This window comes from Stackebrandtia sp. (genome assembly GCF_035643755.1).
Taxonomy (GTDB): Bacteria; Actinomycetota; Actinomycetes; order Mycobacteriales; family Micromonosporaceae; genus Stackebrandtia.
Map to the genome: position 1 here is coordinate 1 of NZ_DASQPW010000078.1, position 24,764 is coordinate 24,764.

22 protein-coding genes are annotated in these 24,764 nt (G+C 66.2%); 17 read left to right on the forward strand and 5 right to left on the reverse strand.

The window, feature by feature from the left end; all coding sequences use genetic code 11:
* Window positions 1–395: 395 nt before the first annotated feature.
* The 6 genes from VE172_RS05735 (at window position 396) to VE172_RS05760 (ending at window position 9,266) form a co-directional block, all read left to right on the forward strand.
* A complete protein-coding gene (locus VE172_RS05735) occupies window positions 396–677 on the forward strand; it encodes a hypothetical protein (protein WP_324798420.1) in 282 nt (93 codons plus the stop codon).
* Window positions 678–682: 5 nt separating this feature from the next.
* Window positions 683–2,266, forward strand: a complete 1,584-nt coding sequence (locus VE172_RS05740) for a hypothetical protein (RefSeq protein WP_324798423.1) — start codon at window positions 683–685, stop codon at window positions 2,264–2,266.
* Window positions 2,267–2,283: 17 nt separating this feature from the next.
* Window positions 2,284–2,796, forward strand: a complete 513-nt coding sequence (locus tag VE172_RS05745) for a type 1 periplasmic-binding domain-containing protein (RefSeq protein ID WP_324798426.1) — start codon at window positions 2,284–2,286, stop codon at window positions 2,794–2,796.
* Between the two features lie 39 nt (window positions 2,797–2,835).
* The gene (locus tag VE172_RS05750) at window positions 2,836–3,810 is read left to right on the forward strand and encodes a hypothetical protein (RefSeq protein WP_324798428.1); all 975 of its coding nucleotides are present in this window, start codon (window positions 2,836–2,838) and stop codon (window positions 3,808–3,810) included.
* A 287-nt stretch (window positions 3,811–4,097) separates the two neighbouring features.
* Window positions 4,098–6,629, forward strand: coding sequence for an NACHT domain-containing protein (locus tag VE172_RS05755; protein WP_324798431.1), 2,532 nt, complete (start codon window positions 4,098–4,100; stop codon window positions 6,627–6,629).
* 81 nt (window positions 6,630–6,710) lie between these two features.
* The gene (locus VE172_RS05760; RefSeq protein ID WP_324798433.1) at window positions 6,711–9,266 is read left to right on the forward strand and encodes an NACHT domain-containing protein; all 2,556 of its coding nucleotides are present in this window, start codon (window positions 6,711–6,713) and stop codon (window positions 9,264–9,266) included.
* A 63-nt stretch (window positions 9,267–9,329) separates the two neighbouring features.
* Here the strand turns inward: VE172_RS05760 and VE172_RS05765 are convergent, their stop codons facing one another.
* Window positions 9,330–10,433, reverse strand: a complete 1,104-nt coding sequence (locus VE172_RS05765; protein WP_324798436.1) for a DNA glycosylase AlkZ-like family protein — start codon at window positions 10,431–10,433, stop codon at window positions 9,330–9,332.
* 130 nt (window positions 10,434–10,563) lie between these two features.
* Between VE172_RS05765 and VE172_RS05770 the strand changes: the two genes are divergently transcribed.
* The gene (locus VE172_RS05770; RefSeq protein WP_324798439.1) at window positions 10,564–11,412 is read left to right on the forward strand and encodes a hypothetical protein; all 849 of its coding nucleotides are present in this window, start codon (window positions 10,564–10,566) and stop codon (window positions 11,410–11,412) included.
* Window positions 11,413–11,489: 77 nt separating this feature from the next.
* On the opposite strand, the gene VE172_RS05775 is transcribed toward VE172_RS05770, so the two are convergent.
* A complete protein-coding gene (locus VE172_RS05775) occupies window positions 11,490–12,074 on the reverse strand; it encodes a TetR/AcrR family transcriptional regulator (protein WP_324798442.1) in 585 nt (194 codons plus the stop codon).
* 137 nt (window positions 12,075–12,211) lie between these two features.
* Here VE172_RS05775 and VE172_RS05780 point away from each other — a divergent pair, with 137 nt between their 5' ends.
* The 8 genes from VE172_RS05780 to VE172_RS05815 all read left to right on the forward strand — a co-directional run bounded on the left by VE172_RS05780 (window position 12,212) and on the right by VE172_RS05815 (window position 19,321).
* Window positions 12,212–13,726: a carboxylesterase/lipase family protein gene (locus VE172_RS05780; protein WP_324798445.1), complete on the forward strand. Its 1,515-nt coding sequence runs from the start codon at window positions 12,212–12,214 to the stop codon at window positions 13,724–13,726.
* A gap of 85 nt (window positions 13,727–13,811) precedes the next feature.
* Window positions 13,812–15,056, forward strand: coding sequence for a right-handed parallel beta-helix repeat-containing protein (locus tag VE172_RS05785; protein WP_324798448.1), 1,245 nt, complete (start codon window positions 13,812–13,814; stop codon window positions 15,054–15,056).
* Window positions 15,057–15,110: 54 nt separating this feature from the next.
* Window positions 15,111–16,208 carry a hypothetical protein gene (locus tag VE172_RS05790; RefSeq protein ID WP_324798451.1) on the forward strand — a complete coding sequence of 366 codons (1,098 nt, stop codon included), beginning with the start codon at window positions 15,111–15,113 and terminating at the stop codon, window positions 16,206–16,208.
* A 62-nt stretch (window positions 16,209–16,270) separates the two neighbouring features.
* Window positions 16,271–16,558: a DUF1905 domain-containing protein gene (locus VE172_RS05795; RefSeq protein ID WP_324798454.1), complete on the forward strand. Its 288-nt coding sequence runs from the start codon at window positions 16,271–16,273 to the stop codon at window positions 16,556–16,558.
* 53 nt (window positions 16,559–16,611) lie between these two features.
* A complete protein-coding gene (locus VE172_RS05800) occupies window positions 16,612–17,733 on the forward strand; it encodes a DUF4037 domain-containing protein (protein WP_324798457.1) in 1,122 nt (373 codons plus the stop codon).
* A 43-nt stretch (window positions 17,734–17,776) separates the two neighbouring features.
* Window positions 17,777–18,283 (forward strand): FBP domain-containing protein, encoded by a 507-nt coding sequence (locus VE172_RS05805; RefSeq protein ID WP_324798460.1) that lies wholly within the window; start codon window positions 17,777–17,779, stop codon window positions 18,281–18,283.
* A 41-nt stretch (window positions 18,284–18,324) separates the two neighbouring features.
* A complete protein-coding gene (locus VE172_RS05810; RefSeq protein ID WP_324798463.1) occupies window positions 18,325–18,666 on the forward strand; it encodes a DUF805 domain-containing protein in 342 nt (113 codons plus the stop codon).
* Window positions 18,667–18,700: 34 nt separating this feature from the next.
* The gene (locus VE172_RS05815; RefSeq protein WP_324798465.1) at window positions 18,701–19,321 is read left to right on the forward strand and encodes a class I SAM-dependent methyltransferase; all 621 of its coding nucleotides are present in this window, start codon (window positions 18,701–18,703) and stop codon (window positions 19,319–19,321) included.
* Here VE172_RS05815 and VE172_RS05820 read toward each other — a convergent pair.
* A complete protein-coding gene (locus tag VE172_RS05820; RefSeq protein ID WP_324798468.1) occupies window positions 19,307–19,861 on the reverse strand; it encodes a GNAT family N-acetyltransferase in 555 nt (184 codons plus the stop codon). The two genes, VE172_RS05815 and VE172_RS05820, sit on opposite strands and share 15 nt — an antisense overlap.
* A 136-nt stretch (window positions 19,862–19,997) precedes the next feature.
* Here VE172_RS05820 and VE172_RS05825 point away from each other — a divergent pair, with 136 nt between their 5' ends.
* Complete coding sequence (locus VE172_RS05825; protein ID WP_324798471.1) at window positions 19,998–20,690, forward strand: PASTA domain-containing protein; 693 nt, start codon at window positions 19,998–20,000, stop codon at window positions 20,688–20,690.
* Between the two features lie 8 nt (window positions 20,691–20,698).
* Here the strand turns inward: VE172_RS05825 and VE172_RS05830 are convergent, their stop codons facing one another.
* On the reverse strand, window positions 20,699–22,426 hold the full coding sequence (locus VE172_RS05830) for a thiamine pyrophosphate-dependent enzyme (RefSeq protein ID WP_324798473.1): 1,728 nt from the start codon (window positions 22,424–22,426) through the stop codon (window positions 20,699–20,701).
* Window positions 22,427–22,439: 13 nt separating this feature from the next.
* Complete coding sequence (locus tag VE172_RS05835; RefSeq protein ID WP_324798476.1) at window positions 22,440–24,020, reverse strand: FMN-binding glutamate synthase family protein; 1,581 nt, start codon at window positions 24,018–24,020, stop codon at window positions 22,440–22,442.
* 114 nt (window positions 24,021–24,134) lie between these two features.
* On the opposite strand from VE172_RS05835, the gene VE172_RS05840 reads away from it, so the two are divergent.
* Entirely contained in the window at window positions 24,135–24,764 is a 630-nt protein-coding gene (locus tag VE172_RS05840; RefSeq protein WP_324798479.1) for a TetR/AcrR family transcriptional regulator, read from the forward strand.

The window sequence follows — 24,764 nt, forward strand, 5'->3', positions numbered from 1 at the left end:
GACAAGGGCGACCGAGTGGACGCCAAGGGTTGCGAGGCGACCAAGCACAAGGGAACCATCCTCACCAAGTCCATCGACAAGTTCGTCCACAATCCGTAACCGAGCTTCATCCGCCCCGCCACGATGACCGTCGTGGCGGGGCGTTGGCGTCCGCCGCGACGCGGCCTGGCGTTCCCGCGCTACCCAATACTTCGGACATGCGGCTTTCACGAATCGATCATGCGTGGACGGTGGCTTGACGCCGATTGCTAGCTTGTGACGGCCTCTTGCCAGCACGACAAAACGAGGGATGTGCACATGCTTACTCATCGAGCGTTGCGCTCGAGCGCTCCACGCCGCACTGCGGATGGCAAGGTGGCTCCACCTTGCCAATGGTGACGGAACGCCTGCGAGGCATGAACATTGCGGTGGAGTCGCCCGATAGGACCGTGCGGGCGGCCGTCACGCATCACAGCGGGATCAGGGTGGACTGTGATGATGACGTGGCCGACGTCCACACCGAGGAGTCTTTGGCGACCCAGGTAGAAGCGGTTCTCACCGGTGCCGCACAGGGCTTCGACAAATTCGCCGAGGCGGTTCGGAGCGAGACACGGGGCGGCGGCAGCGCGGAACCTGAAGCACGCGCAGAGCCGCCGGTGACGGCGGCTCTGCCGATATATGTACGAAAGGAACGGTAACCGGCATGGCGGAACAAGACGACGGACCAGGCTCTGGGCACGGAGTCGCTCCAAATGCGCCTTCCGCTTTTGCGGCCGAATTGAGAAAGCAAGCGGAGAAGATCCGGCGGCTGGCAACAGGACGGCAGTTTGAACGTGAGCAGTACACCGTCGCGTGGAACGATGGGGATGTGGCGTACTACAAGGATCCCGATTTCCTTGACATAACATACTATCCCCTTACCGTCGAGCGTTACCAGCATGGCAGTACTGACAGTGACCCGAACGTGATGTATTACGTGACGGACTCCCAAGACGTGTACCACATGAAGTACGCGGAGACGGATTGGATCTGTGACCTGTTCGAGGAATTTACTGGAGTGACAGGGAAAGACCTCAAACCGATCTTTAACAAGATCAAGGGTGTCCCCGGGAAGCTGTGCGGTGACGACGATTGGACCAACGCAGATCAGGTAAAGGAACACGATCGGGAACATGCCGATGCGTTGGATCGTGGGTACGGTTCGTCCGCCACCGGTTCGGATTTGCTGCTGGGAAACGCCATCGCGGGAATGGATGACTGGACGGGCCACGCTGCGGCTACGTTCGCCACCGGATTCGAACGCAATGGCGAGAAGTGGAAGCAGATCTGCAAACACAACTATTTCCTCGCCAAGACAATCGAAGGCGGCATCGAGTCGCTGCTGGCCATCGCGTTGACGACACAACGAGACATCCTCGCCATCGCCGACGCCACCAAAAAGGTGCTGCTCCAGGTCGGTCCCGAACGAAACGACTTCTCGCTCTCGGACGCGCAGGCGGTGTTCACGATTACGCAGGCCGTGTTTGGCCTCGCGATCGCACCAGAAGTCGAGATTCCCGCTCTGATAGCGGCAGGATTCACGATCAATACGAACGTTCAAGCCCTTATCGACAGCCACAAACCCGTAGTGCCAAAGGCGGCAGGAGCCGGATTCACCATCACGGGAAGCACCCCACACCAGGTACTCGACAGTTTCAAGACCACGGTCCATGAATTGATGAACCACACGAACGACAAGATCACAGCGGTAACAGAATCACTCAAAGACGCCAACAACGCCATCGTGAAGAATCAAGACCGGTTTCAGGTGACCTTTGACCCAGGCGCGGTCATGTTTCCCGACCACGCCAACGGCGACCCCACGTCACCGAACCTGCTTGGCAAACCCAAAGACACCACAGTGGTGGCCGAGGACCTGGTGAAAGCAGTGGAGCAGTTCCCGGCGGCGACTAATCCGATTTTCGACGCCAACAAGGCGCTTGCGGGCACCGCCGGCGATGAGGACAACGTCACCTTCGGTGAATGTGCACTGACGTCACCGCGGCATGCGATGCAAGACTGGGGAAGGCTGCGGGATCTGCTTCAAGACTTCACGGCCCATAACGGGACACTGATCAGGAACGCGGGCGAGGTCATCGCGAAATACGCCAAGAAAGCCGGCGATCTAGATGACCTCACCGCCAAGGACATTAAAGCTATCGACAAACTCGATGACCTCCACGCCACCGAATCCGGACACAAGCACACCGCGGATTCGCGAGACCCCTCCTCAGCCCGCCCCAAGTAGCAGGAACCCCAGCCACCATGTCGGAGTTCGAAACCCGGTACCACCGCATGACCGTCACCGCGACCTCACCCGACGGTGAGATCACCGGCACGATGAACAACCAACTGCGGCTCAGCGTGACGTTCGTGCACGAGGACGCCTTCTACGACTACGATGGCGAGGCGCTGGCACACCAATTGGGTGCCCTCTTGCGTGGCCTTGACGCCGGACGACAACGCGGAGTCCGTGCGATCTACACCCAGGCGGGAATGACCGTCAGTGACTCCGATTCCCCACACTGGGACGCCAACGAACGCCGCTACCACGCCGGACTACGCGAGCTCGCCAGCCTGGGACACTCCGCGACAGGCGCGATCGAAATCGCCGCATTCGGCACACTCACCGGTCACCAGGTGACCATAGACTCGCATCACCTGGGCGACATGGAGTTGCGTGAGTTCCTAAGCCAGCTCCACGACGCCTATCGAAACCTGATACAAGATTTCCGAGAACAACAACAGCAACTGCTGGAACGGTACCTACCGGACTGACCATCGCTGCCCCAACCCAAAGACATTGTGGAGACTCAAGTGACCGACGGTCCAGAAGCCAGCGAAGACCCAACGTCAGGCGCCGCTAAGCGCCGATGGCCGATGTGGATCATTGCTGCCTGCGTGTTGGTGTTGGCAGTAGGCGGCGTGACAGCCTATGCGCTGGCGGGTAACGACGGCGCGAACAATCCTTGCGGGCCACAAGACCCCACGGGCGTGAAGACCCCGCACGTAAAGGCCACCGACCACCCCGAATGGCTCAAACTCGCCGATAGCGGCATGCAGCGATTCTCAAGAACGAGCTGGGTCATCGACCAGTCGGTCACCTTCGGGATCATGGTGAAGAACACGTCAAAGTACGTCCTATATGGCGCCACCATCGATGTTCAAATCCTCGACCGTGCGGGAAAGGACGTCACCCGGGAAGTGTCTGCGCCCAAACTAAAGGAGAACTCACACCGGCTTCGGAACCTGAATCTGCCGGTGGTGTTCCCGGGCCAGGAAGTGGGCATGGGAAATGACGCCTCGACATGGGAGTCGGTCGTCACCGACGAGGCCACCGGTAAACGCCGACACCCGAAGCCGTTGAACTACGACAAGCTGCGGATCAAAGTGAAACTCAAGTCAGGCGAATGGTGGGCGCCACACAACGACGTCCACATCTTCGCCAAGTCCACCATCACCAGCCCGCGCATTACTGACACTGAGCCTGCGGACAACATCCACTACCAAGAAGGGCCGCAGGCACAATCGGCGACCGTTGAGTACCGAGTTGACTCCTCCTCCTGTCACGACACGTCCGGTTACCTGCCCTCGGCCGTGGTCTACGACGACAAGGGGCACATCGTCGGCGGCGGTTCCTCCGGAACCAACGGTGACGGCAAAGCCACCGACCAGTACTCTCCAGGCAAAAACGACCCTATGGAAGTCGAATCGCTCGTGGTGCCCGGCAAGAACGTCACCGTCAAAATGTTCCCCTACATGAACCCCACCACCGCAAAACTCAGTAAGTAGACGTCACCGTCCGGAATGCTCCGGACGCCATACGTCAGGCCGACGGTTGGGGGGACGCAACGGCGTTCACCAACCACGACGCGGCTCTTGCCGTCTCTGGCACCTCGCGGAGCTGGCCGCCGTCGCGGGGAAGGGGGGCGCGGACGGTCCCGTGCCAGGCGCCCGTCATCAACATCACCAACGACATTCGGTCCCCCGGACGCCTGAAGCCGTCATTTCGTTTCACCACACTCTTGCCAACTCGCATATCGTGTATAGCGTCGCTGAATCGCCCCGAGGAAACCGTGATGCCCCCTGAGTTGGTAGCCGTCTTGACCTGGCTTGGCGTCGCCGTGGCGGTCGTGCTGGCGTGCTGGGTGCTGTGGAAGACCGCGCTGGGGGCGAGGCTGCGGGAATGGATGGCGGCATCGGCCTCCGTCCATGTGCGGTGGCGGCTGGCGGCCCTGGGGGACTACCACCAGGAGGTCCTGCGGCGCTATCGCTACGTGCCCCTGCCGTTTCGGTACGCGGAGAACCAGGCGGTTGAACTCGTCGATGCCTACGTGGAGCAGGACCTCGGCGCGCATCACAAGCCCTTCAGGGGGCGCATCGACCTGAGCGCGCGACGGCCGCTGCGCTATGTGATCACGGGAGAACCGGGCGCGGGCAAGACCGTGTTGTTGCGATCGCTGCTCAACAGCTGGGCCACGGACTTTCCGATCAAGGCGCTGCGCGTGCCCGTGCGGTTGCCGTTGGAGCATTTGGCGCCGCTGACGTATCGGCCCGACACCGCACTGCGGGACGCCATCGTGGCTTGCTTTGAGGCACATGGGATCGCGGCGCCAGGGCGATTCGTCGACCACGCGCTCGCCAACGGGCGACTGTCCATTTTGCTGGACGGGTTGGACGAGGTTCCGCTCGAGGCCCGGGAAGCCGTCGGCGACATCGTGAAACGCGCGGTGGCGAAGTATCGCGACTGCCACTTCGTCGTGACCTGCCGCGAAGCGGTCTATAAGGGAGCGCTCGCGGACGTCGGGTTCGCGGAACTGCGGCTGTGCGCGTTCGACGACCAGCAGATCGCGGCGTTCTTGAACCGTTGGGCGGCGAGGCCGGGCGGCGCCACGTCCAAGGTGGATGCCCTGGCCGCGGCGCTGTCGACCAACCCGCGGCAGTACGAGCTGGGGAAGAATCCGCTGCTGCTGACCTATATGGCGTACCTGTATGGACGCTCGGACTCGGCGGGCGGCCTGCCGTACTCGCGGTCGGCGATTTACGACGAGATGGTGGAACAGCTGCTCGGCGACGGCGACGCGCTGCCTCGCGACGCCAAACTGTTGGTGCTGAGCCGTTTCGCCACCGAGAACATGGACCTCTCCTCGGGGCGCGTCATGCCCTACGCGTACCTCGTTCGCACCATTATGGATGCCGTCGACGGGGCGAACAGGTCGTACGCCGATCGGCTCTTGAAGACGATCTCCGAGCGATCGGGCCTGCTGCGGCGCGTCGGCGCGGGGGGCTACGCCTTCGCGCACCTCACCATTCAGGAGTATTTCGCGGCGCTCGCCCTTGGCGGCGACGAAGACGGCGTCGTCGCCAAGCTGGACGAGAGCTGGGGTCCGTGGACCGAGGTGGTGAAATTCTGGTGTGGAACCACCCGCCTCAACGCGCTGACGGTGTGGAAGAAGGTCTGCGACATCTCCCTGACCCTCGGGTTCGCTTGCCTGGCCGAGGTTCGCCAGAACAACCCGATGTTCGAGACGGAGGGCCTGAAGGAGGTGAGCCAGATTCTGGCCACCGCCATCCGCGAGGCCGACAGCACCCTGATGCACGGGCAGGAACTCGAACGGTTGGCGACGCACCCGATCCTCGGCGCCATCGTGACAAACCAAGCCGCCATTGAACTCCACGACGCCACCGAACGCGGCAAACCCGAGGGCGCCCACGCCGACGCCATGGCCCAGATCCTGGACGCCGTGCCACGGGAGACCGTGATCCTGCGCCTCATCGAGCTCGCGCGAACCGATCCCGCCGCCCGCGAGGTGCTGGGCGGCATGGAACCCAGCTTCATCGTGAACATTGTCGAGACCAAGGCCGCGTCGGGAGACCTCGATGCGGCGCTGGAACTGCTCGACTTCAATGTGGAGGCGGCCGCGGCGTCCCGTTTCGTCGGCCTGCTCGCGCTGCTCACTTCGCATTGGGACACCGTATGGCGGCTTCCCGAAGCGGCATCGCGATCCGAGACCCTGCAGGCGCGCATGTCCTGGCATCTGCTGGCGCGGCTGTCGAACGGGGAGGACGAGGAGGCCCTGAACCGCAGCTGGAGCCTGTCGGCGCATCAGGGCGCCAACGACTGGAAACCCTTCGAGGGCGGAAGCGCCGAGAACATCGCCTACTTCATCGGCATCGTGGCCGAACTGGCGAAGCGGCGCACGGACCTCATTCCCCAGTCCCTGCGGCGCATCGATCCGAGGGCGGCGCTGCTGCTGATGGCCGACCAGCTCGAGGCGGCGGACATCCGGGACTTCGAGGATCGAGACTCCTCGCAGTCCATCGCGGACTGGATCAGGGAGCGGATGCTGAAGTCGGCCAAGCTGCCGTTCGAGTTGGTGGACGTGCTGCTGAACTCGGTCTCCCCCTCGATCCTCGTCAACTTCGTCAAGCTCGATCCGACCAACCCGTCGCTGATCATGAGTCTCTTCTGGACGGATATCGATGGGGGGTTCGTCGAGGACGAGGTGGGGGTCCCTGGGGACCTGCTTCACCTGCGTTCGCTGGTGCTCAAGGAGCTGGAAGTCCTTCGGGAGGCGGGGATGTCGCCGTACTCGCACCAGCATGCCTGAGGTTCCGTCGATCGCTGGTGGTCCCTGCATTCGGCGGGTTCGCATATCGTTGAAGGCGTCGTTGACGTGAGGGGATCGTGAATGCCGCCCGAGCTGGTAGCCGCGTTCAAGTGGTTGGGCGTGCCGACGGGTGTGGTCGTTGTCGCGGGGCTCGTCTTTCTGGTGCTGTGGAAGACACCGCTCGGTAGGAAGCTGTGGGAACGGTTGGCGGCGTGGGCATCGGTGCGGGTGCGGTGGAAGTACTGGACGCTGAAGCAGTATCGCGACGAGGTCCTGAAGCGGGATCGTCATGTGCCACTGCCGTTTCGGCGAGAAGAGCACGAGCCGATCGAACTCATCGACATCTATGTGGAGCAGGACGCGGGGACCGATCGCCAACCCATCAAGCGACGCATCGACCTCGGCGAGCCAGGACCCCTGCGGTACGTCGTCACTGGCGATCCTGGCGCGGGCAAGACACTGCTGCTGCAATCGTTGCTGTATCGGTGGGCCGAGGGCTTCGACCCCACATCACAGGTGCGAGTTCCCGTTCGGGTGGTGCTGGAGTCCCTGGCACTGCGGGCGAAAAGACCAGAGACCGCGCTGCGGGACGCGATCATCGCGTTCTTCGAGACGCGTGGAATCACGGCGCCGCAGCGTTTCGTCGACCACGCACTGGATCACGGGAAACTGTCGATCCTGTTGGACGCCTTGGATGAGGTGCCACGACAGTCACGGCACGCCATTAACGACATGGTCAAACACGCCGTGGAGAAGTACCCGAGTTGCCACTTCCTGGTGACCTGCCGAGCGTCGGTGTACAAGGGAGCGTTTCAGGAGTTCGCCGAGCTCGAGATTTGCGGGTTCGACGATGGGCAGGTGGACGCCTTCCTGGACAACTGGGCGGCGAGACCAGGCGGCGATGCCCATAAGGTGCTGACGCTGAAGACGGCACTGGCGGCCAATCCACGGCTGCGCGAGCTGTCGAGAAGCCCACTCCTGTTGACCTACATGGCATATCTATATGGACGGTCGGGTTCGGTCGAGACGCTGCCATACTCGCGAACCGAGTTCTACGACAAGGTCGTGGAGTACCTCGTCGATGACCAAAAGGACGGCCATCGCTTCTCGGGCGACATCAAGCTGATGGTGTTGAAACGACTCGCGGTCGAAACCCTGGATTCCGAACACGGACGCGTCATGTCCTATGAGTACCAGATCGACACCATCATGGACGTTGTCGTGGGATTCACGCACGAGGACGCCGAAACCCTGCTCAAGGCGATAACCGAGCGATCGGGGCTCGTCCACCGCGTCGAGGCGGGAGGCTATGCGTTCGCGCACCTGACGATCCAGGAGTACTTCGTGGCGCTTTCGTTGCGCGACAACGCGGACGCCATGCTCGCCAACGTGCGCCAGAACCTGGGCCTGTGGCGTGAGGTCGCGAAGCTGTGGTTTGGAGTCACACGATCCAACGCCAGGAGCTTGTGGCTTGAATTGTACAAAGTAGACAATGCTTTGGCATATGAGTGTCTAGTGGAGGTCCGCGGCACCAACCCGATGTTCGAGGTGGGCTGCCTGACCGAAGTCGACAGTAAGTTGGTCGCCGCGATTCGCGAACCCGACAGGACGTCCATGTACGCGCGCGAACTGGAGCTTCTGGCCGCTCACCCCGTCGTCGGTCCGATCGTGACAAACCAGGCCGCCATTGAACTCCACGAGACCACCGAGCGAGGCGAACCCGACGGCCGCTACGTCGACGCCATGGCAACGATCCTGAGGGCGGTCCCGTTCGAGACCATGATCCTTCGCCTGACAGAGCTGTCTCGGACCGACCCCACCGCCCGCGAAGCGTTGGACGGCTTGGAGGCCACTTTCATCGTCAACACGATCGAGGCGAGGGCCGAGTCGGGGCATATCGATGAGGCGCTCAAACTTCTCGACATTAATGTGGAGGCGGCGTCGGCTCCGCGCTTCGTCGCATTCTTCACGCGGTTGATGTTCCGTTGGGACGCCGTATGGACGCTCCCCGAGGCGGGGTCGGTGACCGAGACCCTGCAGGCGCGCATGGCGTGGCATCTGGTGGCGCGCATGATGAGGACCGAAGACGAGGAAGCGCTCAATCGGAGCTGGAGCCTGTCGGCCCATCAGCGCATGGACGACTGGAAGCCGTTCGAGACAAAAGGGACCACCAGCGTCACGTACTTCATGGGCATGGTGATGGAGCTCGCCAAGCGTCGGATGGATCAGTTGCCCCATGCGGTGAAGCGGATAGACCCTCGGGTCGCGATGCTCATCGTCGCTTCGCGGGTTGGTGAACAAACCGAGGCCCAAGACGTGATGCGAATGCTGGGACGTGAGTCCTCACAGTCCATTACGGACTGGCTCAAAGAGCGGATGCTCGTGTCGGCCAGCGTTCCCAACGACTTGGTGGAGGTGCTGATGAACTCGGTGTCCACGGAGACCTTGTCCGCCTTCGCTCGTGTGGCGCAGCGGCGGCCAGAGTCGATGATGAGGCTCTTTTGGTCGGACCTCGATGAGACCGTTGAGGCGCAGCCTCCATGCGACGAGCCCCGTACCCTGCGGTCCTTGGTGCTCAAAGAGCTGGATGACCTCCGAGAGTCGGGGGTGTCGCCATACTCCCACCATCATCGTTGAATGGGGCTCAAGAGGGCGGGCCTTGCCGTTTGAGTTGGCCGATGGGAAACCCGCGGTACGCCGTTACGACGGCACCTCCAACGCCACCTGGAGCCACTTCGCCAGTTCCCTTATCTCCCCGTCGATCGCGGCGCGCATCGTCTTGGTGAACGCCATGTCCTCGTGGATCGCGAACACCCGCAGCACCCCCGCCTTTTTGTCCACCTTGGCATCGAGCTTGCCGATCAGCTTGTCACCATAGAGGATCGGCAGCGCGAAGTAGCCCCACCTTCGCTTCGCGGCGGGCTTGTACATCTCCAGCTGATACTCGAACCCGAACAGCAGCTCCGCGCGCTTCCTGTTGTGCACCAATCGATCGAACGGTGACAACAACGCCGCCCGCCCCTGGAACGGCTGCCCGAGCTGGGCGGGATCCACCCGCCAGGTTCCCGCCACTCCCTCGACCACGGCCTCCTCGCCAGCCTCGCCGACGTCGGCGGGCTCCACGGGAACCTCGACGTCCTTGGCGCGCGCGATGCCCAGGCTGGACAGTCGGCGCTCGTTGCGGAGCCGCAGGGCCTCCGCGGGCGTGGGGATATCCGCGTCGGGGTAGATCCGCTCGGCCAGGTCCCACAGCCGCACCTTGCCCTGGCGGCCAGAGATCGCGACCTCCCCGCGCGCCAGCATGAAGTCCAGCAGCTTGGTGACGTTGCGGTTGTTTGTCCAGCCCGTCGACTCCCAGGAGACCGCGCAGGTGTCGGGGAGCTCGCGGGACGGCAGCGGGCCCGATGCCTCCAGGCGCTTCAGAATGTCGCGGCGGCAGGCGTCGTTGGCGGCCACCCAGTCGCGGAGCCGCTCCTGCCAGGGGCCGAGCTTCCCGTCGCCCGGCCACACCGCCATCGGGGCGCGGTACAGGGGCAGGTCGTCGCCGTGCCGATACAGGGCGCCGATCTCGAACAGCTCGCGGCGGGCGATGGCCGCGGGCAGCTGGTCGGTGGAGTAGGCGTGCCCGAGGCGGCTGTAGGCCACCAGGTCGGCGTTGGGCGCGATGGCGGCGGTGGGGTCGAGTTGCAGCAAACTCAGGCCCCGCACCGCTTCCAGCAGGTTCTTCGGGCGCTGCCTGGTGAGGAGCTGGGCGCGCACCGCGATGCGGCGGGCGTCGGCGCGGGTGAGTTCGTGGACGGCCATGCCGCGAACCTAGCCGAACCCGCCGACACGCGGGGCCGTCGGCGGGGATCGTTTCGGCTGGTCGCGGAGGCCCGCGCCACAGCACGTGGGTCCCGTTCGAAGATCATCAATGGATTGGCACGATGGGATGGTGAACGAGCCCCCGCCCTGGGTCGATGATCTCTTCGCCTTTCCGACCCCGCCCACTCTGGCCGCGCTGATCGACATCGCGTGGCAGGACGCATTTACCGAGGACGGCGCGTACGACGACGGCGCCGCGATCACCCGATTCGACTTCATGTTCGACCTGTCCAGCGTGCCACGGGCGCCCGAGGGATGGGAATGCGTCTATCCAGGGGCGGCCTGGCGATCGGACTACGTCCCGCTGCGGGCCACGCCCGAGCTGGTGCAATTCGGGAGCCTGGGGACGGGCGCCCACGTCGGCTGGGTGGTGTTGGCGCCTGAGCTGGGGAGGACGGATCACCCCGTGGCGCTGTTCGGGGACGACGCGGGGGCGTGGGTCATCGGGGCCGATACCCTCGGCGGTCTGGAATGGCTGCTGTCGAGGAGTCTGCGGTCATATCTGAGCGAGAACGATCGGACGCTGATCCAGCGGGTCTCCCATCGGCTGGGCATCAAGCCCGGGCCCGAGCTCGGGGTGGTGAACGGCCGCGCCCTCGAGGTGCCGCTGGAACCCGACGTCCCCGAGGGCTGGTGGTACCAGCCCGCCCGCGACGGGGTGGGCGTCGGGGTGCTGGCGCCGTCCGACGCCTTCGCCGAGCACGTTCGCATTTCGTCCGAACTGGACGAGGTTCTCGCCGAGTCGGATCGCCTGCTGGACAAGGGTTACCCCGCCAGCGTGCTGTTCGAGATCACCGACGCGTTCCACAACGACCCCGACCTGTTCCCGAAGCTGCGCGGGACCTGGGATCGCGCCTATCGCGACCTGGGCCGAGACTGGTTCGCCGAGCGCCTGGCGACCATGGCGGACATGTATTAGACGACCCGAGTTCGTGGCACTTCTTGTCGCATCTCGCGGGGACGTGGCGTGGGAGTCCGACGTGGAGTCAGGGGTTTTCAGTCCCCTTTGTTCGCCAGCTTTCCCAAGGCCCGCAAGCCCTCCAGGATCTCGTCGGCGGTCAGCGCGTTGTCGGGGTCGATGAGGCGCTGCATCGCGACGCCTCCCATCAGCGCGGTCTGCACCGCCCCGACGCTGCGGACCACGCTGTCGGGGATCTCGTCCTCGGGGATGCCCGTGAGCACCCGCGCCATCCCGCTGTGGCCCTGGCGCAGGCCGTCGGCCATCTGCTCGGCGAGTGCGGGGTCGCGCTGGGCCCGCACCGCCGCCTCCAGGCTCGCCACCCAGAACGTCTCGTGGGCCGCGAACGATTCGACCAGTGCCTGCCACAGTCCCGCGTAGACCTCGGACGGGTCGGCGTCGGGGTCGGCGGGCAGCTCGGAGGTGTCGGAGCCCAGGGCGCCCTCGTCGAGCGCCTCGAACATCGCCTGGTTGAGCAGCGCCTCCTTGGAGCCGAAGTGGTATCCGATCGCGGCCATGCTCACCTTCGCCTCGGAGGCGAGGTCGCGCACGGTGGTGCGCTCGTAGCCCTTGTCGAAGAGGCACTTCTTGGCGGCGGCCAGCAGCTTTTCGCGGTTTCCCATGCGCGGAATCCTAGCAGCCATCAGCGCAAACGCCTGAGGCAAACGCCTTGCACAAAATTCTGAGGCATTTGTCTTGCGCGTTTGCCCAAATCTCGGCTACGGTTACCCCGCACCCCACAACGAAGGGAAAACCCGCCATGAACCCCAAGCTCAAGAGCACCACCGCTGCCGCCGCCGGGGCCGAGCCCACCCGCGACCCCGCCCGCGTCGTCACCGCCTCGGGCCCCGTCCGCGGCACCGTCACCGACGCCGTCCGCACCTTCCAGGGCATCCCGTACGCCGCCCCGCCCGTCGGCGACCTGCGCTGGAAGGCGCCCCAGCCCGTGGCCGACTGGACCTCCGACCTGGACGCCACCAAGCCGGGCCACGCCTGCGCCCAACCCACCGACCAGCCGATCGGCGTCCCCGGCGGCCAAGAGGACTGCCTCTACCTCAACGTCACCACACCCACCACGGTGGACGGAGACCTCCCCGTGATCGTGTTCATCCACGGCGGCAGCCTGGTCTACGGCGACGGCGCCGGCTACGGCGCCGAGAAGCTCGCCGCGCGCGGCAAGGCCGTCGTGGTCACCATCAACTACCGCCTGGGCGCCTTCGGCTTCCTCAGCCACCCCGACCTCGACGCCACCGCCAACCTCGGCCTCCAGGACCAACAGGCCGCCCTGGAATGGTTGCGCCACAACGCCTCCGCCTTCGGCGGCGACCGCCACAACATCACCATCATGGGCGAATCGGGCGGCGGATACAGCGTCTGCGCCCACCTGTACGCGCCAGGATCGCGCGGCCTCTTCGACAAGGCGATCGTCCACAGTGCGGGATGCGTCGGCAGCGATGACGCCGCCATCACCCTGAAACAGGCCCAGGACAACGGACGCGCCCTCGCCGAGCGCGCCGACTGCGAGTCCGACGTCGACGCCTGCCTGCGCGCCAAGTCCACGAAGGACCTACTGGCCGCCTCCGAATCGGGCCACTCGGGCTACCGCCTCGTCGTCGACGGCGACGTCCTGCCCGAAAGCCCCGCCGAGGCCCTCACCTCGGGCCGCTTCTCCCACGTCCCCGTCCTCTACGGCGCCAATCGCGACGAGGAGAGCCTGCGCGTCGCGGGAGCGGAGCTGGCCAACGGCCCTCTCACCGCCGACGGCTACATCCAGCAGGTCACCGACGCCTTCGGCGCCAGGGCCGATCGCGTGCTCGCCGAATATCCGCTGTCGTCCTACGGTTCCCCGAGCGAGGCGCTCACGGCCGTCATGACCGACTCCCAGTGGGCACGACCCACCTTCGCCGCCCAAACCGCCGTGGCCCAACGCAACCCCGTCTACGCCTTCGAGATCGCGGGCACCGCCCCGGGCTTCCAGGGCTTCCCTCCCGTGAGCTTCCCGCTGGGCACGGGCCACATGAGCGAGCTGGCGTACTTCTTCGACCTGAAGCTGTTCACCCCGCTCACCTCCGAACAGGAGGAACTGTCTGACACGCTCATCGACTACTGGAGTTCCTTCGCCCGCAATGGAAGGCCGCACGCCGACAAAGCTCCGAAGTGGATGGAGTTCGGCGGCGACCGTCCCTTCACGATGCGCCTGTCGCGCGAGGGCATCGGCGGCGTTGACTACGCCGCCGAGCATCACGTGGAGTTCTGGAAGCGCCTGAACGGCTGATCCAGGGCAAGACCAGGACTGGTCCCACCAGCGACCCGATACAACGACATCGCCCGGAAATCAGCCCCTCGACCCCGGAGTAGCGATGCGTTCAACGATCAGGAAGTTCGGTCCCGCCGCGGTCGCGGCGGTCGCGATAGCCGGCGCGATCGCCACCGGCACGGCATTCGCGGACGCGGCGGGCCGGCCGACGGATGTCCCGCCCCCGTCGTCGGGCCGGACGCTCACGGTCGGCCCGAACGGCCAGTACGACACGATCCAGGCCGCCGCCGACGAAGCCCAGCCCGGCGACAACGTGGCGATCGAGCCGGGCGAGTACGACGGTGGCCTGACCGTCAACAACAGCGGCTCGGACGGCAAGTACATCACCTTCTACGGCGACGGCGGCGCCGCCGTGATCACCGGTGACGGCGGGGGCGACGACGGCCTGCTCGCCATCGGCGACAGCTCCTGGCTGCGATTCATCGACGTGACGTCCAAGGGCTCGAACGGCTTCGGCGTGCGGGCCAACGGAGCGCACGACCTGGTCTTCCAGAACTTCGGCGTGGACGGTTCCCAGGACGGCGGCCTGGTCCTGCTCGGGACCCAGAACATCCTCGTCGACGGCTGCGACATCCACGACACGAACGGGCGCGGCACCTCGGCGGACCAGGAGGCGATGAGCCTCGGCGAGGGTTCCAGCAACATCGAGGTCAAGAACTGCGAGGTGCACGACAACGGCGAGGAGGGGATCGACGTCAAATACGACGACGACGCCCAAGCGAAGATCCACGACAACGTCGTGACGGGGAACCGGGGCCCGAACATCTACGTGGACTCGTCGTCCAACGTGGAGGTGTACAACAACGTCTCGACCGGCACCACGAACGAGACCAAGGCCGGCATCGGCCTGGCCGTCGAGGACTACTCGTCGTCGCACAAGCTGGACAACGTCAAGATCTACAACAACGTCAGCTACGGAAACGCCCAGGCCGGGCTCGGTTTCTGGGTCGAATCCAGCGGCACCATGTCCAACATCCAGGTCGTGAACAACACGTTCTTCGGCAACGACCGCGGCGCCGTCGCCTTCGACGCCGACCAGTTCGGCGGCGACAACGTCCTGCGCAACAACGTCTTCGGCGAGGGCGACGTCTCCAACGACGACTTCGCCGCCGACCACAACGTTTCCGGCGACCCCGGCTTCGTCGACCCGGGCTCGGGCGACTTCCACCTGAAGGACGGCTCGGCGGCGATCGACGCGGGATCGAAGACCGGCGCACCCGCCTTCGACCGGGACAACAAGCCCCGACCCGCCGGGGACGGCTTCGACATCGGCGCCTACGAGCGTTAGGCCCGACCGATGAGACCCCTTCACCCCCCGAAAGAGACGAGGCAGCCCGTGCCAGTGACCGACAGAAATATACGAATCCGTGGACGCTCGTGGTCCCGGCCGCTCGTCGCGGTCGGAGCCGTCGGCGTCCTGGTGCTGGCCGGCACCGGCGCCACCGCCGGCGCGCAGGACGCGGCGTCCGGCCATTCGCAACCCCTGGGCGCCAAGGGTTCCTGGGACCCGCGCCAGCCCGGCCCCGACGACCTGTTCACCGCCGCCGACGGTTCCGCCGATTATTTCCGCTCCACCGTCCCGTCGGATGCGAAGCTCGACCCCAACTCCGACGCCATCGTCGACGGCATGGGCGACGACACGCCCCGCCTCAACGGCCCCGAGTGGCAGATCCCGATCTACACGGCCAGCAACAGCGACCCCGAGTACGACCCGTCCTTCAGCCAGGGCGACTGGGGATGCTCGGTCGGCGGCAGCATCCACATCCCCGACGACGCGGCGCGCGAGGTCCCGGACCCGGGTGACCAGTGGATCGTGGTCTACAACAAGGACGACAAGACCGTCAAATCCATCTGGGGAGCCAGCAAGGAGGACGGCACGTGGAAGGGCTCGTGCGGCGGCACCTGGCCGGCCGACAGTGGCGGCGGCGCCGAGTCCAAATCGGAGGGTGTCGGCACCGGCGCGGAGGTGCAGGCGGGCGCTGGTTTCATCCTCAACAGCGAGATCCAGACCGGGGTCATCAAGCACGCCCTGTACTTCACGTCCACCAACAGCTGCGGCAGCTTCCGCGCCCCGGCGGGAAAGTCGGACGGTGACGGCTCCGGCGACTCGTGCGTGCCGATGGGCGCCCGCGTCCAGCTCGACCCGTCGGTCGACTGCGCCGGGCTCGCCGGTGCCTCCGACGGCGAGAAGATGATCTGCGTCGCCATGCAGCGGTACGGCGGTTACGTGCTGGACAGCGGCGGCCCCGGACCCATCAGCGGGATCGGCGTGGCCGGCGACGACCTGACCGACCCGCAACGCTCGCCGTGGCGGCAACCCGGCGACGGCATGCGCGACGGCGGCATCCTCGACGGCGTCGGCCTGGACGGCTCCTCGGGCGCGCTCGCCGACATCCCCTGGTCCAAGCTGCGGGTGCTGTCGTCGTGGAACGGCGAGTGAACCGGCGGTTCGGCCGCGCCCGGTAGCGCCCGGGTCCAGTGATCGTCTCCTATCCTTTGCGCATGGACGTCGAGTTCAGCGGCGAGATCTGGTTCTGGCGCGGCCCCGCACCGTGGCATTTCATCACCGTGTCCGACACCGCCCGCGACGAGCTGGAGTCGGTGGCGGACACGGTGAGCTACGGGTGGGGCTGCATCCCCGTCACCGCGCAGATCGGCGACACGACATGGAAGACCTCGCTGTTTCCCCGGGACGGCGGCTACATCGTTCCCGTGAAGTCGATGGTGCGCAAGGCGGAGAAGCTCAACCTGGGGGACGTGGTGGACGTCCTGCTGAGCGTGGACATCTGAGGCGCCGAGCCAATTCGCTGGACGCGTCCGCCCGGCGGCGGCACCCTGGCACCATGCCCGCGTTCCTGCCAGGACTCGAACTCTCCCGCGCCCTCTACGCCGAGGCCGTGCGCCCCCTCCTCGAGCACCACTTCCCGACCCTGCGCCACTGCGCCGCCCGCATCGGGCCGGGCTCGGAGGTCCAGGGCTTCGACACCGCCACCTCCACCGACCACCACTGGGGCCCGCGCCTCCAACTCTTTCTGGCCCCCAACGACATCGAGCGCCACGCCGACGCCGTCACCCGGGCGCTGTCCGAGCGCCTCCCCAAGCACGTCCGCGGCTGGTCGACCCACTTCCTGGCCGGCACCGACCCCCACGACGCCTCCGACATACTGGCCGAAACGGACGGCCCCGTGAACCACCGCGTCGAGATCCTCGACAGTGCACAGTGGCTCCACCAGCGTCTCGGCGTGGACCCGACCCGCGATCTCACGGTCGGCCAGTGGCTGTCGACACCGCAACAGCACCTCGCCGAAATCGTTGGGGGAGAGGTCTTCCACGACGACCTCGACGCTCTCACCTCCGTCCGAAAGCGACTGTCCTGGTATCCCGACCAGGTCTGGCGTTACATTCTGGCCTGTCAATGGATGAAACTGTCCCAGGAGGAGCCCTTCGTCGGGCGGGCCGCCCAGGTCGACGACGACCTCGGCTCCGCCATCGTCGCCGCCCGCCAGGCCCGCGAATGCATGCGCCTGGCCCTGCTCATGTCGCGCCGCTACGCCCCCTACTCCAAATGGCTCGGCACCGCCTTCGCCCGCCACGTCCCCGACGTCGCCCCACTGTCGACATCCCTGCGCGCGGCGCTGTCGGCCACCTCCCACGCCGACCGCGAGAACCACCTGTGCGACGCGTACGAAAACCTCGCCCGCCGCCACAACGCCCTCGCCCTCACCGCCCCGATCGACCCCACCCGCCGACCGTTCCACAACCGTCCGTTCCCCGTCATCGGCGCCGACCGCTTCGCCCGCACCCTGCGCGAAACCCTCACCGACCCCGCTCTCAAATCCGCCGACTACGCGGGCGCGGTCGACCAGTGGGCCGACAACACCGACTTCCTGGGCCACCACGCGGCCATCGGCGCGGCCGTGAAGGTGTCGAACCCGCGGTCGTCAGGGGCGGGCGGCTCCATCTAAAAACCCTGGCGACGATCGCCCCGGCCGCCTAGCATCGGCCCACGTGAACCCGATATCCGCCGCCGACCTGCGCGCCGCCTTCGTCAACTGCTCCAAGCGGGAGGCCACCGCCGTGGTGCTTCCCGAGCTGGACGCCGTGGCCTGGGAGGATCTCGACTTCCTCGCCTGGCGCAACCCGCGGATGCCGCAGCGCGCGTACGTCGCCTGCTGGGTCGGCGATCGCCTGGTGGCCATGGTGTTTCGCGCCGCCACCCGCCGCGCCGGCGACGGGGCGATGCGCACCTCGATGTGCGAGTTCTGCCATACGGTGCATTCCGCGGGCGGCGTCACCCTGTTCACCGCCAACAAGTCGGGGACCGCGGGGCGCCGCGGCGACAGCGTCGGCACCTACTTCTGCGCCGATCTCGACTGTTGCCTGTACGTCCGCGACAAGAAGCGCCCGAAGCGGGTCCAGCCACAGTCGACGATGACGGTCGACGAACGGATCGAGCGGCTCACCGAGAAGCTGCACGGCATCGTGTCGCGGGTGCTCGAGCCGACCAGCACCTAGGACGGGACCCGTCCCGAAATCGACCTCGGACCATGGAACCCATGAGTTTCGTCGACGCCATCGCCAGCGGATTTCGGCAGTACGCCAACTTTCAGGGACGCGCGACCCGATCGGAATACTGGTGGTTCCAGCTGTTCTCCATCCTCTGTTACGCCGCGCTGATCGCCCTGGCGATCTCGCTGCGATTCCCTGGCCTGATACTCGTCTACTTCGGCCTGATCCTCCCGAGCCTCGCGGTGTGCGTGCGGCGCCTGCACGACACCAACCGCAGCGGGGCCTGGTGGTTCATATCGTTCGTGCCGTTCGTGGGCGGCATCATCCTGCTGATCTTCATGTGCGAGGGCAGCGATTCGTTCGACAACCGCTACGGTCCACAGAGGTGATCGTCGGCGGGCGACCGCGCGACATAATCGTCCGATGCCGAACTACGAGGACGTCAAGGACGCGCTGCGCATCGCCTACGACAACGACGCGGACGCCCGCGACGCGATGGCCGACGCGGCGTGGAAGCGATCCGAGCGGGAGGACTTCGCCGCCCTGCTGAGGATGGCCGCCGCGAGCACCCTGTTGGAGATCGGCGCGGGGCACGGCGTCGGCGGGCGTTTCTTCGCCGACGAGGGACTCGCCGTCACCTGCGTCGACCTGTCGCCCGAACTGGTGGAACGGTGCCGCGCCAAGGGACTCGATGCCCGCGTCATGGACTTCTCGAACCCCGATTTCGAGGACGTGTCGTTTGACGCGGTGTTCGGGATGAACACCCTGCTGCACGTGCCGCGCGCGGAGCTGGAGGGGATTTTGCGCTCGGTGCGGCGGGTGTTGAAACCCAGCGGGCTGTTCTACTGGGGACAGTACGGCGGGCGCGAGTCCGAGGGGGTGTACGACGGCGACAGCTGCGAGCCGAAGCGGTTCTTCTCGTTCATGACGGACGAGCGCATCCAGCGAATCGCGTCGTCCATATTCGACGTTGTTGACTTTCACGTCGTCCCGCAGGGAGACGACGACTTTCACTACCAGGCGCTGACGCTACGCCGCGGCTGAGTTCCACTCCTCGGCCAGCACCGACCAGACCTGCTGGTCGCGCCGCCCGCCGCCGCGACCGGGGTCGGAGGAGCGCAGGGTGCCGTCCAGGCTCATGCCCAGGCGCTCGGCCACCGCGATGCTGGGGGCGTTGTCGGCGATCGTCCACCACTCGGCGCGGCTCAGGCCGCGCGCGCCGAACGCCCAGTCCAGCAACACCCGCACCGATCTGGTGACCAGGCCGTGGCCCTCGGCCGACGGCTCGAGCCAGCAGCCGACCTCGCAGACGCCGCTCTTGACGTCGAAGGCCACGAACATCACGCCGCCCACCAGGGTGCCGTCGCGCCAGATGCCGAAGATGCGCTTGCCGTCGTGCGCCTGGCCGTTGGCATAGCGCCCCAACACTTCGCGGGCCTCGGCGAGGTTCTCGGCAACGAAGCTCGGGCCGACCCATGGCCTGATGTGCTCGCGACAGCGGTCCAGATTGGACAGGAACTCCTCGGCCTGCCAGACCTCGAGGGGGCGCAGCTGGGCGTCGTCGGTGAGCGAGATGGCGAACATGCCCGGAATCGTATGGCGGGCATCCCCGCCGCGCAACGGCGAATCGCGGAATCCGTAGTCGACCCTATTCGTCTCGGATGGAGAGTTGCGTTGTCAATGCACAATGCGTGGTTACTTGTCCCCGAAAGGAATCACCATGCGCTCACCTCGGACGTGGATCGTCGTCGTTATCGCCGCATTCTTTGGCGTGGCGTGCTCCAGCGGCGGGGAGGATCACGCCAAGAACGACAACAAGGACAGGACCGCCTCGGCCAGCCCGTCCGCAAGCGAGAAACCTGGCCCGAAAATAGAGGACGAAAATACTGACAAGGAGTCGGACTTCGACGACGGGATCAGGAACGCGTGGTACGGATGCCACAAGACGACGTGCAGTAAGCAACGCAAACCCCACCTGTACTGGACGCGCAAGATCTATAGAGAGGTTCGCGTCGACGACGCCACCATGATCACGTACATCATGGTGAAGGGTGCCAACAACGTTCCTGACGACATCTTGCAAGACCTTCCGCGCTGGTTCCAAAACATGGCCGACGATCCCGACAGCGAATACGACTGGAAACTAACTGACGCCGAGACGAACAAGTCGGTAAGGATTCCGACGAAGAAGCGTAGGACTTCGATCGCGATGCCCGACGTGGTGGGCGAGACCGCCAACTCTGCGGTCGCCAGGATTGCCGATGCGGGCTTCCCCTACGGCCAGGTCAATGTGGAGTCCGACAACGGAAAGATTGTGGTGCTGTACGGCAACTGGACGGTGATCGCACAGTCCGTGTCACCAGGCGATTCCGTCAGTACCAAGGACTTCATAACGCTGACGGTGACAAAGTAGATGGTCGCTCATTGGCCCTCGGAGCGCAGCGTCTCCTTCAGCTTGGCGATCGCGAAGCCCCACGCCTGGCCGGGTTCGACCTTGCCGGGGACCGTGATCTCCTCGGGGTTGGTGAGGACGTCGACGAGGACGGGGCCGTCGTGGGCGAGAGCCTCGGCGATGCCCGAGCGAAGCCGCTTGGGTTCGGAGATGCGGATTCCCTTGGCGCCCATGGCCTCGGCGACGGCGGCCAAGTCGGGATTGGGCAGGACGGTGCCGAACTCGGGCAGGCCCGCCTGTTCCTGTTCGAGCTTGACCATGCCGAGGCGGTGGTTGTCGAAGACGATGAGCTTCACGGGCAGCTCGTAGCGGACGGCGGTGAGGATGTCGCCCAGGAGCATGGTGAGGCCGCCGTCGCCGCAGAACGCGATCACCTGGCGGTCGGGGTGGGCGGTGGCGGCGCCGATCGCCTGCGGCATGGCGTTGGCCATCGACCCGAGATTGAAGGAGCCGACGAGGCGTTGGCCCCGCTTCAGGTGGACGAAGCGGGCCAGCCAGACCGTGGACATTCCCGTGTCGGCGGTGAAGATCGCGGTGTCGGCGGCCTGGTCGTTGACGGCGGCGGCCACCGCCTCGGGGCGGATGCGATGGCCGGGGTTGTCCAGACCCGAGCGCAGCCTGCCCGTGATGTGGTGCTCGTAATCGGGGTCGGCCAGGCGCTGCTGGCCCTGGTTCCACTCGGCGTAGGCCGCGCGGGCCCGCTGGAGGTGGTGGCGGGTGGTGCGGGCGTTGAGCTTGGGGAGCAGGGTCGCCAGGGTGAGGTCGGCGTCGCCGACCAGGCCGAGGTCGACGGCGGTGCGGCGCCCGATGTGGGAGGGGTCGGTGTCGACCTGGATCACCGTGGCGTCGTCGGGATACCAGTCGCGGTAAGGGAAGTCGGTGCCGACCATCAGCAGCAGGTCGCAGTCGTCGAGGGCCTGGTGGGCGGCGGGGTTGCCGAGCAGGCCCGTCTGTCCCACCTGGAACTCATTGTCCCAGTCGTAGGTCTCCTTGGCCTTCAGGGTGACCACGATCGGGGCGTGCAGGGCGTCGGCCACGCGCAGGACGGAGTCGCGGGCGCCGTGGGAGCCCGCGCCCGCCAGGATCGTCACCTTGTGCGCGGAGTTGATGCGGCTGGCGGCGCGCTCCAAAAGGGAGATCTCGGGGCCCGAGCGGTTGATCCCGGTGAAGACCCGCACCGAGGTGCCGTTCGGGACCGGTTGGGGGCCAACGTCTCCGGGGAGGCTGAGCACGGCGACACCGCGCCGCGACATGGCGGCCTCGATCGCCTGCTCCACCAGCTGCGGCAGCTGGGAGGCGCTGGTGATGGTGTGGTTGAACACCGACACGTCGCGGAAGACGTGGTCGTTGTCGACCTCCTGGAAGTAGTGCGAGCCCAATTCGGACAGCGGCACCTGGCCCGTGATCGCCAGGACGGGGGCGTGGCTCTTGGCGGCGTCGTACAACCCGTTGAGCAGGTGGATCGCCCCGGGGCCAACGGTTCCCGCGCACACGCCGAGCCCGCCCGTCAGCTGGGCGACGGCGCCGGCGGCGAAGGCGGCCACCTCCTCGTGCCGCGTGGCGATCCAGTCGATGCCGTCGGTGCGGCGGATGGCGTCGGTGACCGAGTTGAGGGCGTCGCCGACGACGCCGTAGACGTGGTGCACCCCGCAGTCCACCAGCCCGTCCACAAGGGTTTGGCTTACCGTCTTGGACATTCGCTTCCCCGATCTACGAGAATTGGTCGGCCGAAGAGTTCTCCCAGTAGCGTTTCCACCATTGTGGTGGCTCGGCGAGCAGCTGGCCGGGCTCGAGATGGTGGTGGATCTCGTCGAAGCGGCGCAGGGTCTGGTCGTCGGTGCGCCGCACCAACAGGTTGTTGTGCAACTGATCGGGGGACGTCAGGCCCATCGCGGCGATCAGCGCGTTGGCGCTGGCGACCGTCTCGCGCTGGAAGCGGAACACCCGCCGCGCCTTGTCCTCCACGACGAGGGCGCGGCTGCGCTTCGGGTCCTGTGTGGCCACACCGACCGGGCAGGTGTTGGTGTGGCAGCGTTGCGCCTGGATGCAGCCGACCGCCATCATCATGGCGCGGGCGGCGTTGGTGTAGTCGGCGCCCTGGATGAGGCGCTTGACGATGTCGGCGCCCGAGGCGACCTTGCCGCTGGCGGCGATCTTGATGCCGTCGCGCAGCTCGCAGCCGATCAGGGACTGGTTGACGATGATGAGGCCGTCGGTGAGCGGCATTCCCATGTGGTCCTCGAACTCCAGGGGCGCGGCGCCCGTGCCTCCCTCGCTTCCGTCCACAATGATGAAGTCGGGCTTGATGCCGGTGGCGATCATGGCCTTGCACAGCGACAGGAAGTCGGTGGGGCGTCCCAGGCACAGCTTGAAGCCGACGGGCTTGCCGCCGGTCTCCTCGCGGAGCTTCGCCACGAACTCCATCAGGCCACAGGGGCCGGTGAAGGCGGAGTGACCGGGCGGCGAGACGCACTTGTGATACGCGGGAACGCCGCGGGCGGCGGCGATCTCGGGGGTCATCTTGGCGGCGGGCATCACGCCGCCGATGCCGGGCTTGGCGCCCTGCGACAGCTTGATCGACACGCACTTCACCTGCGGGTTCGCCGCCTTGTCGCGGAACTGTGCCAGGTCAAAGCGGCCATCGCTGGAGCGGCAACCGAAGTAGCCCGAGCCGATCTCCCACACCAGGTCGCCGCCGGGGCGCAGGTGGTATTCGCTCAGCCCGCCCTCGCCGGTGTCGTGGGCGAAGCCGCCGAGCCTCGCCCCGGTGTTGAGCGCCATGATCGCGTTGGCCGACAGCGATCCGAAGCTCATCGCCGAGACGTTGAGCAGCGCCATCTCGTACGGTTTCGAGCATTGCGGGCCGCCGACGGTGACGGTGTGGGGGTCGTCCGGCGGGGACACCGGGGCCATCGAGTGGGCCAGGAACTCCTGGCCCACTTGGTAAACGTCCAGCTCGGTGCCGAAGGCCTTCTCCTGGTTGTCGCCCTTGGCGCGCTCGTAGATCAGCGAGCGGGCGTCGCGGTCGAAGGGGCGCCCGTCGGTGTTGCGCTCGATGAAGTACTGCTGCATCTCGGGGCGCAGCGCCTCCAGCGTGAAGCGGAGGTGCCCGAGGATGGGGTAGTTGCGCAGGATGGAGTGCCGGGTCTGGGCGAGGTCGGCGACGCCGACGACAGCCAGGAACAGCAGCGGCAGCGCCGCGAACAGCCACCACCACGACGCTCGTGCGCACAGCACCACCGCGGCGGCGGCCAGCGCGATGGCCGCGATCGGCGTCAGGAAGCGGATCATGGCCCCAGACCCTATCGCTTGTCTGGGTGCGGGGACACAGTATCTACTGTGGCGAGATAAAAATTGCGCGTTAGGAAATATTGCGGATTACGCAATTTTAGGTATGCTTGCGCCATGACGATCCGGGAACCACCCGCGGAGGGGCTGCGCGAGCGCAAGAAGATCGCCACCCGGCAGGCCCTGAGCTGGGCGGCGCTGCGCATGGCCATCGACAACGGCGTCGACCGGGTGCGGGTGGAGGACATCGCCGCCGAGGTCGGCGTCTCGCCGCGGACGTTCAACAACTACTTCTCCAACAAGTACGAGGCGATCTGCGGGATCGTCAGCGATCGGGCGGTGCGCGCCAAGGAGGTGCTGCTGTCCCGGCCCGGCGACGAGCCGCTGTGGACGTCCATCGAGCACCTGGTCCTTCAGCAGTACGAGGGAGCCACCGAGGAGTCCCGCGAGTGGTCCGTCCGCTCCCGCGCGGTGTTCGAGGAACCCGTGCTGCGCGGCGAATACCTCAAGACCACCGCGCTGCTCAAGCGCTCCATGGTGGAGGCGATCGCCGAGCGGCTCGGCCTCGACGCCGAGGTCGACCTCGCCCCGCACATCGTCGCCGGGGCTGTCGCGGCGTCCATCGAGGTGGCGCTGCACCGCTGGAGGGACACGTCGCCCCCGAATGACCTGACCGCGCACCTGCGCCGGGCGCTGGCCGAGGCCGCGCGCGGCGTCAACCTACCCGGGACCACAAGGGAGAAATGA

Bases quoted from the DNA above. Each gene is read 5' to 3' on its own strand.
- VE172_RS05735 (WP_324798420.1), top strand. From the start codon at position 396: ATGAACATTGCGGTGGAGTCGCCCGATAGGACCGTGCGGGCGGCCGTC.
- VE172_RS05740 (WP_324798423.1), top strand. From the start codon at position 683: ATGGCGGAACAAGACGACGGACCAGGCTCTGGGCACGGAGTCGCTCCA.
- VE172_RS05745 (WP_324798426.1), top strand. From the start codon at position 2,284: ATGTCGGAGTTCGAAACCCGGTACCACCGCATGACCGTCACCGCGACC.
- VE172_RS05755 (WP_324798431.1), top strand. From the start codon at position 4,098: ATGCCCCCTGAGTTGGTAGCCGTCTTGACCTGGCTTGGCGTCGCCGTG.
- VE172_RS05760 (WP_324798433.1), top strand. From the start codon at position 6,711: ATGCCGCCCGAGCTGGTAGCCGCGTTCAAGTGGTTGGGCGTGCCGACG.
- VE172_RS05765 (WP_324798436.1), bottom strand. From the start codon at position 10,433: ATGGCCGTCCACGAACTCACCCGCGCCGACGCCCGCCGCATCGCGGTG.
- VE172_RS05775 (WP_324798442.1), bottom strand. From the start codon at position 12,074: ATGGGAAACCGCGAAAAGCTGCTGGCCGCCGCCAAGAAGTGCCTCTTC.
- VE172_RS05780 (WP_324798445.1), top strand. From the start codon at position 12,212: ATGAACCCCAAGCTCAAGAGCACCACCGCTGCCGCCGCCGGGGCCGAG.
- VE172_RS05785 (WP_324798448.1), top strand. From the start codon at position 13,812: ATGCGTTCAACGATCAGGAAGTTCGGTCCCGCCGCGGTCGCGGCGGTC.
- VE172_RS05795 (WP_324798454.1), top strand. From the start codon at position 16,271: ATGGACGTCGAGTTCAGCGGCGAGATCTGGTTCTGGCGCGGCCCCGCA.
- VE172_RS05800 (WP_324798457.1), top strand. From the start codon at position 16,612: ATGCCCGCGTTCCTGCCAGGACTCGAACTCTCCCGCGCCCTCTACGCC.
- VE172_RS05810 (WP_324798463.1), top strand. From the start codon at position 18,325: ATGAGTTTCGTCGACGCCATCGCCAGCGGATTTCGGCAGTACGCCAAC.
- VE172_RS05815 (WP_324798465.1), top strand. From the start codon at position 18,701: ATGCCGAACTACGAGGACGTCAAGGACGCGCTGCGCATCGCCTACGAC.
- VE172_RS05820 (WP_324798468.1), bottom strand. From the start codon at position 19,861: ATGTTCGCCATCTCGCTCACCGACGACGCCCAGCTGCGCCCCCTCGAG.
- VE172_RS05825 (WP_324798471.1), top strand. From the start codon at position 19,998: ATGCGCTCACCTCGGACGTGGATCGTCGTCGTTATCGCCGCATTCTTT.
- VE172_RS05830 (WP_324798473.1), bottom strand. From the start codon at position 22,426: ATGTCCAAGACGGTAAGCCAAACCCTTGTGGACGGGCTGGTGGACTGC.
- VE172_RS05835 (WP_324798476.1), bottom strand. From the start codon at position 24,020: ATGATCCGCTTCCTGACGCCGATCGCGGCCATCGCGCTGGCCGCCGCC.
- VE172_RS05840 (WP_324798479.1), top strand. From the start codon at position 24,135: ATGACGATCCGGGAACCACCCGCGGAGGGGCTGCGCGAGCGCAAGAAG.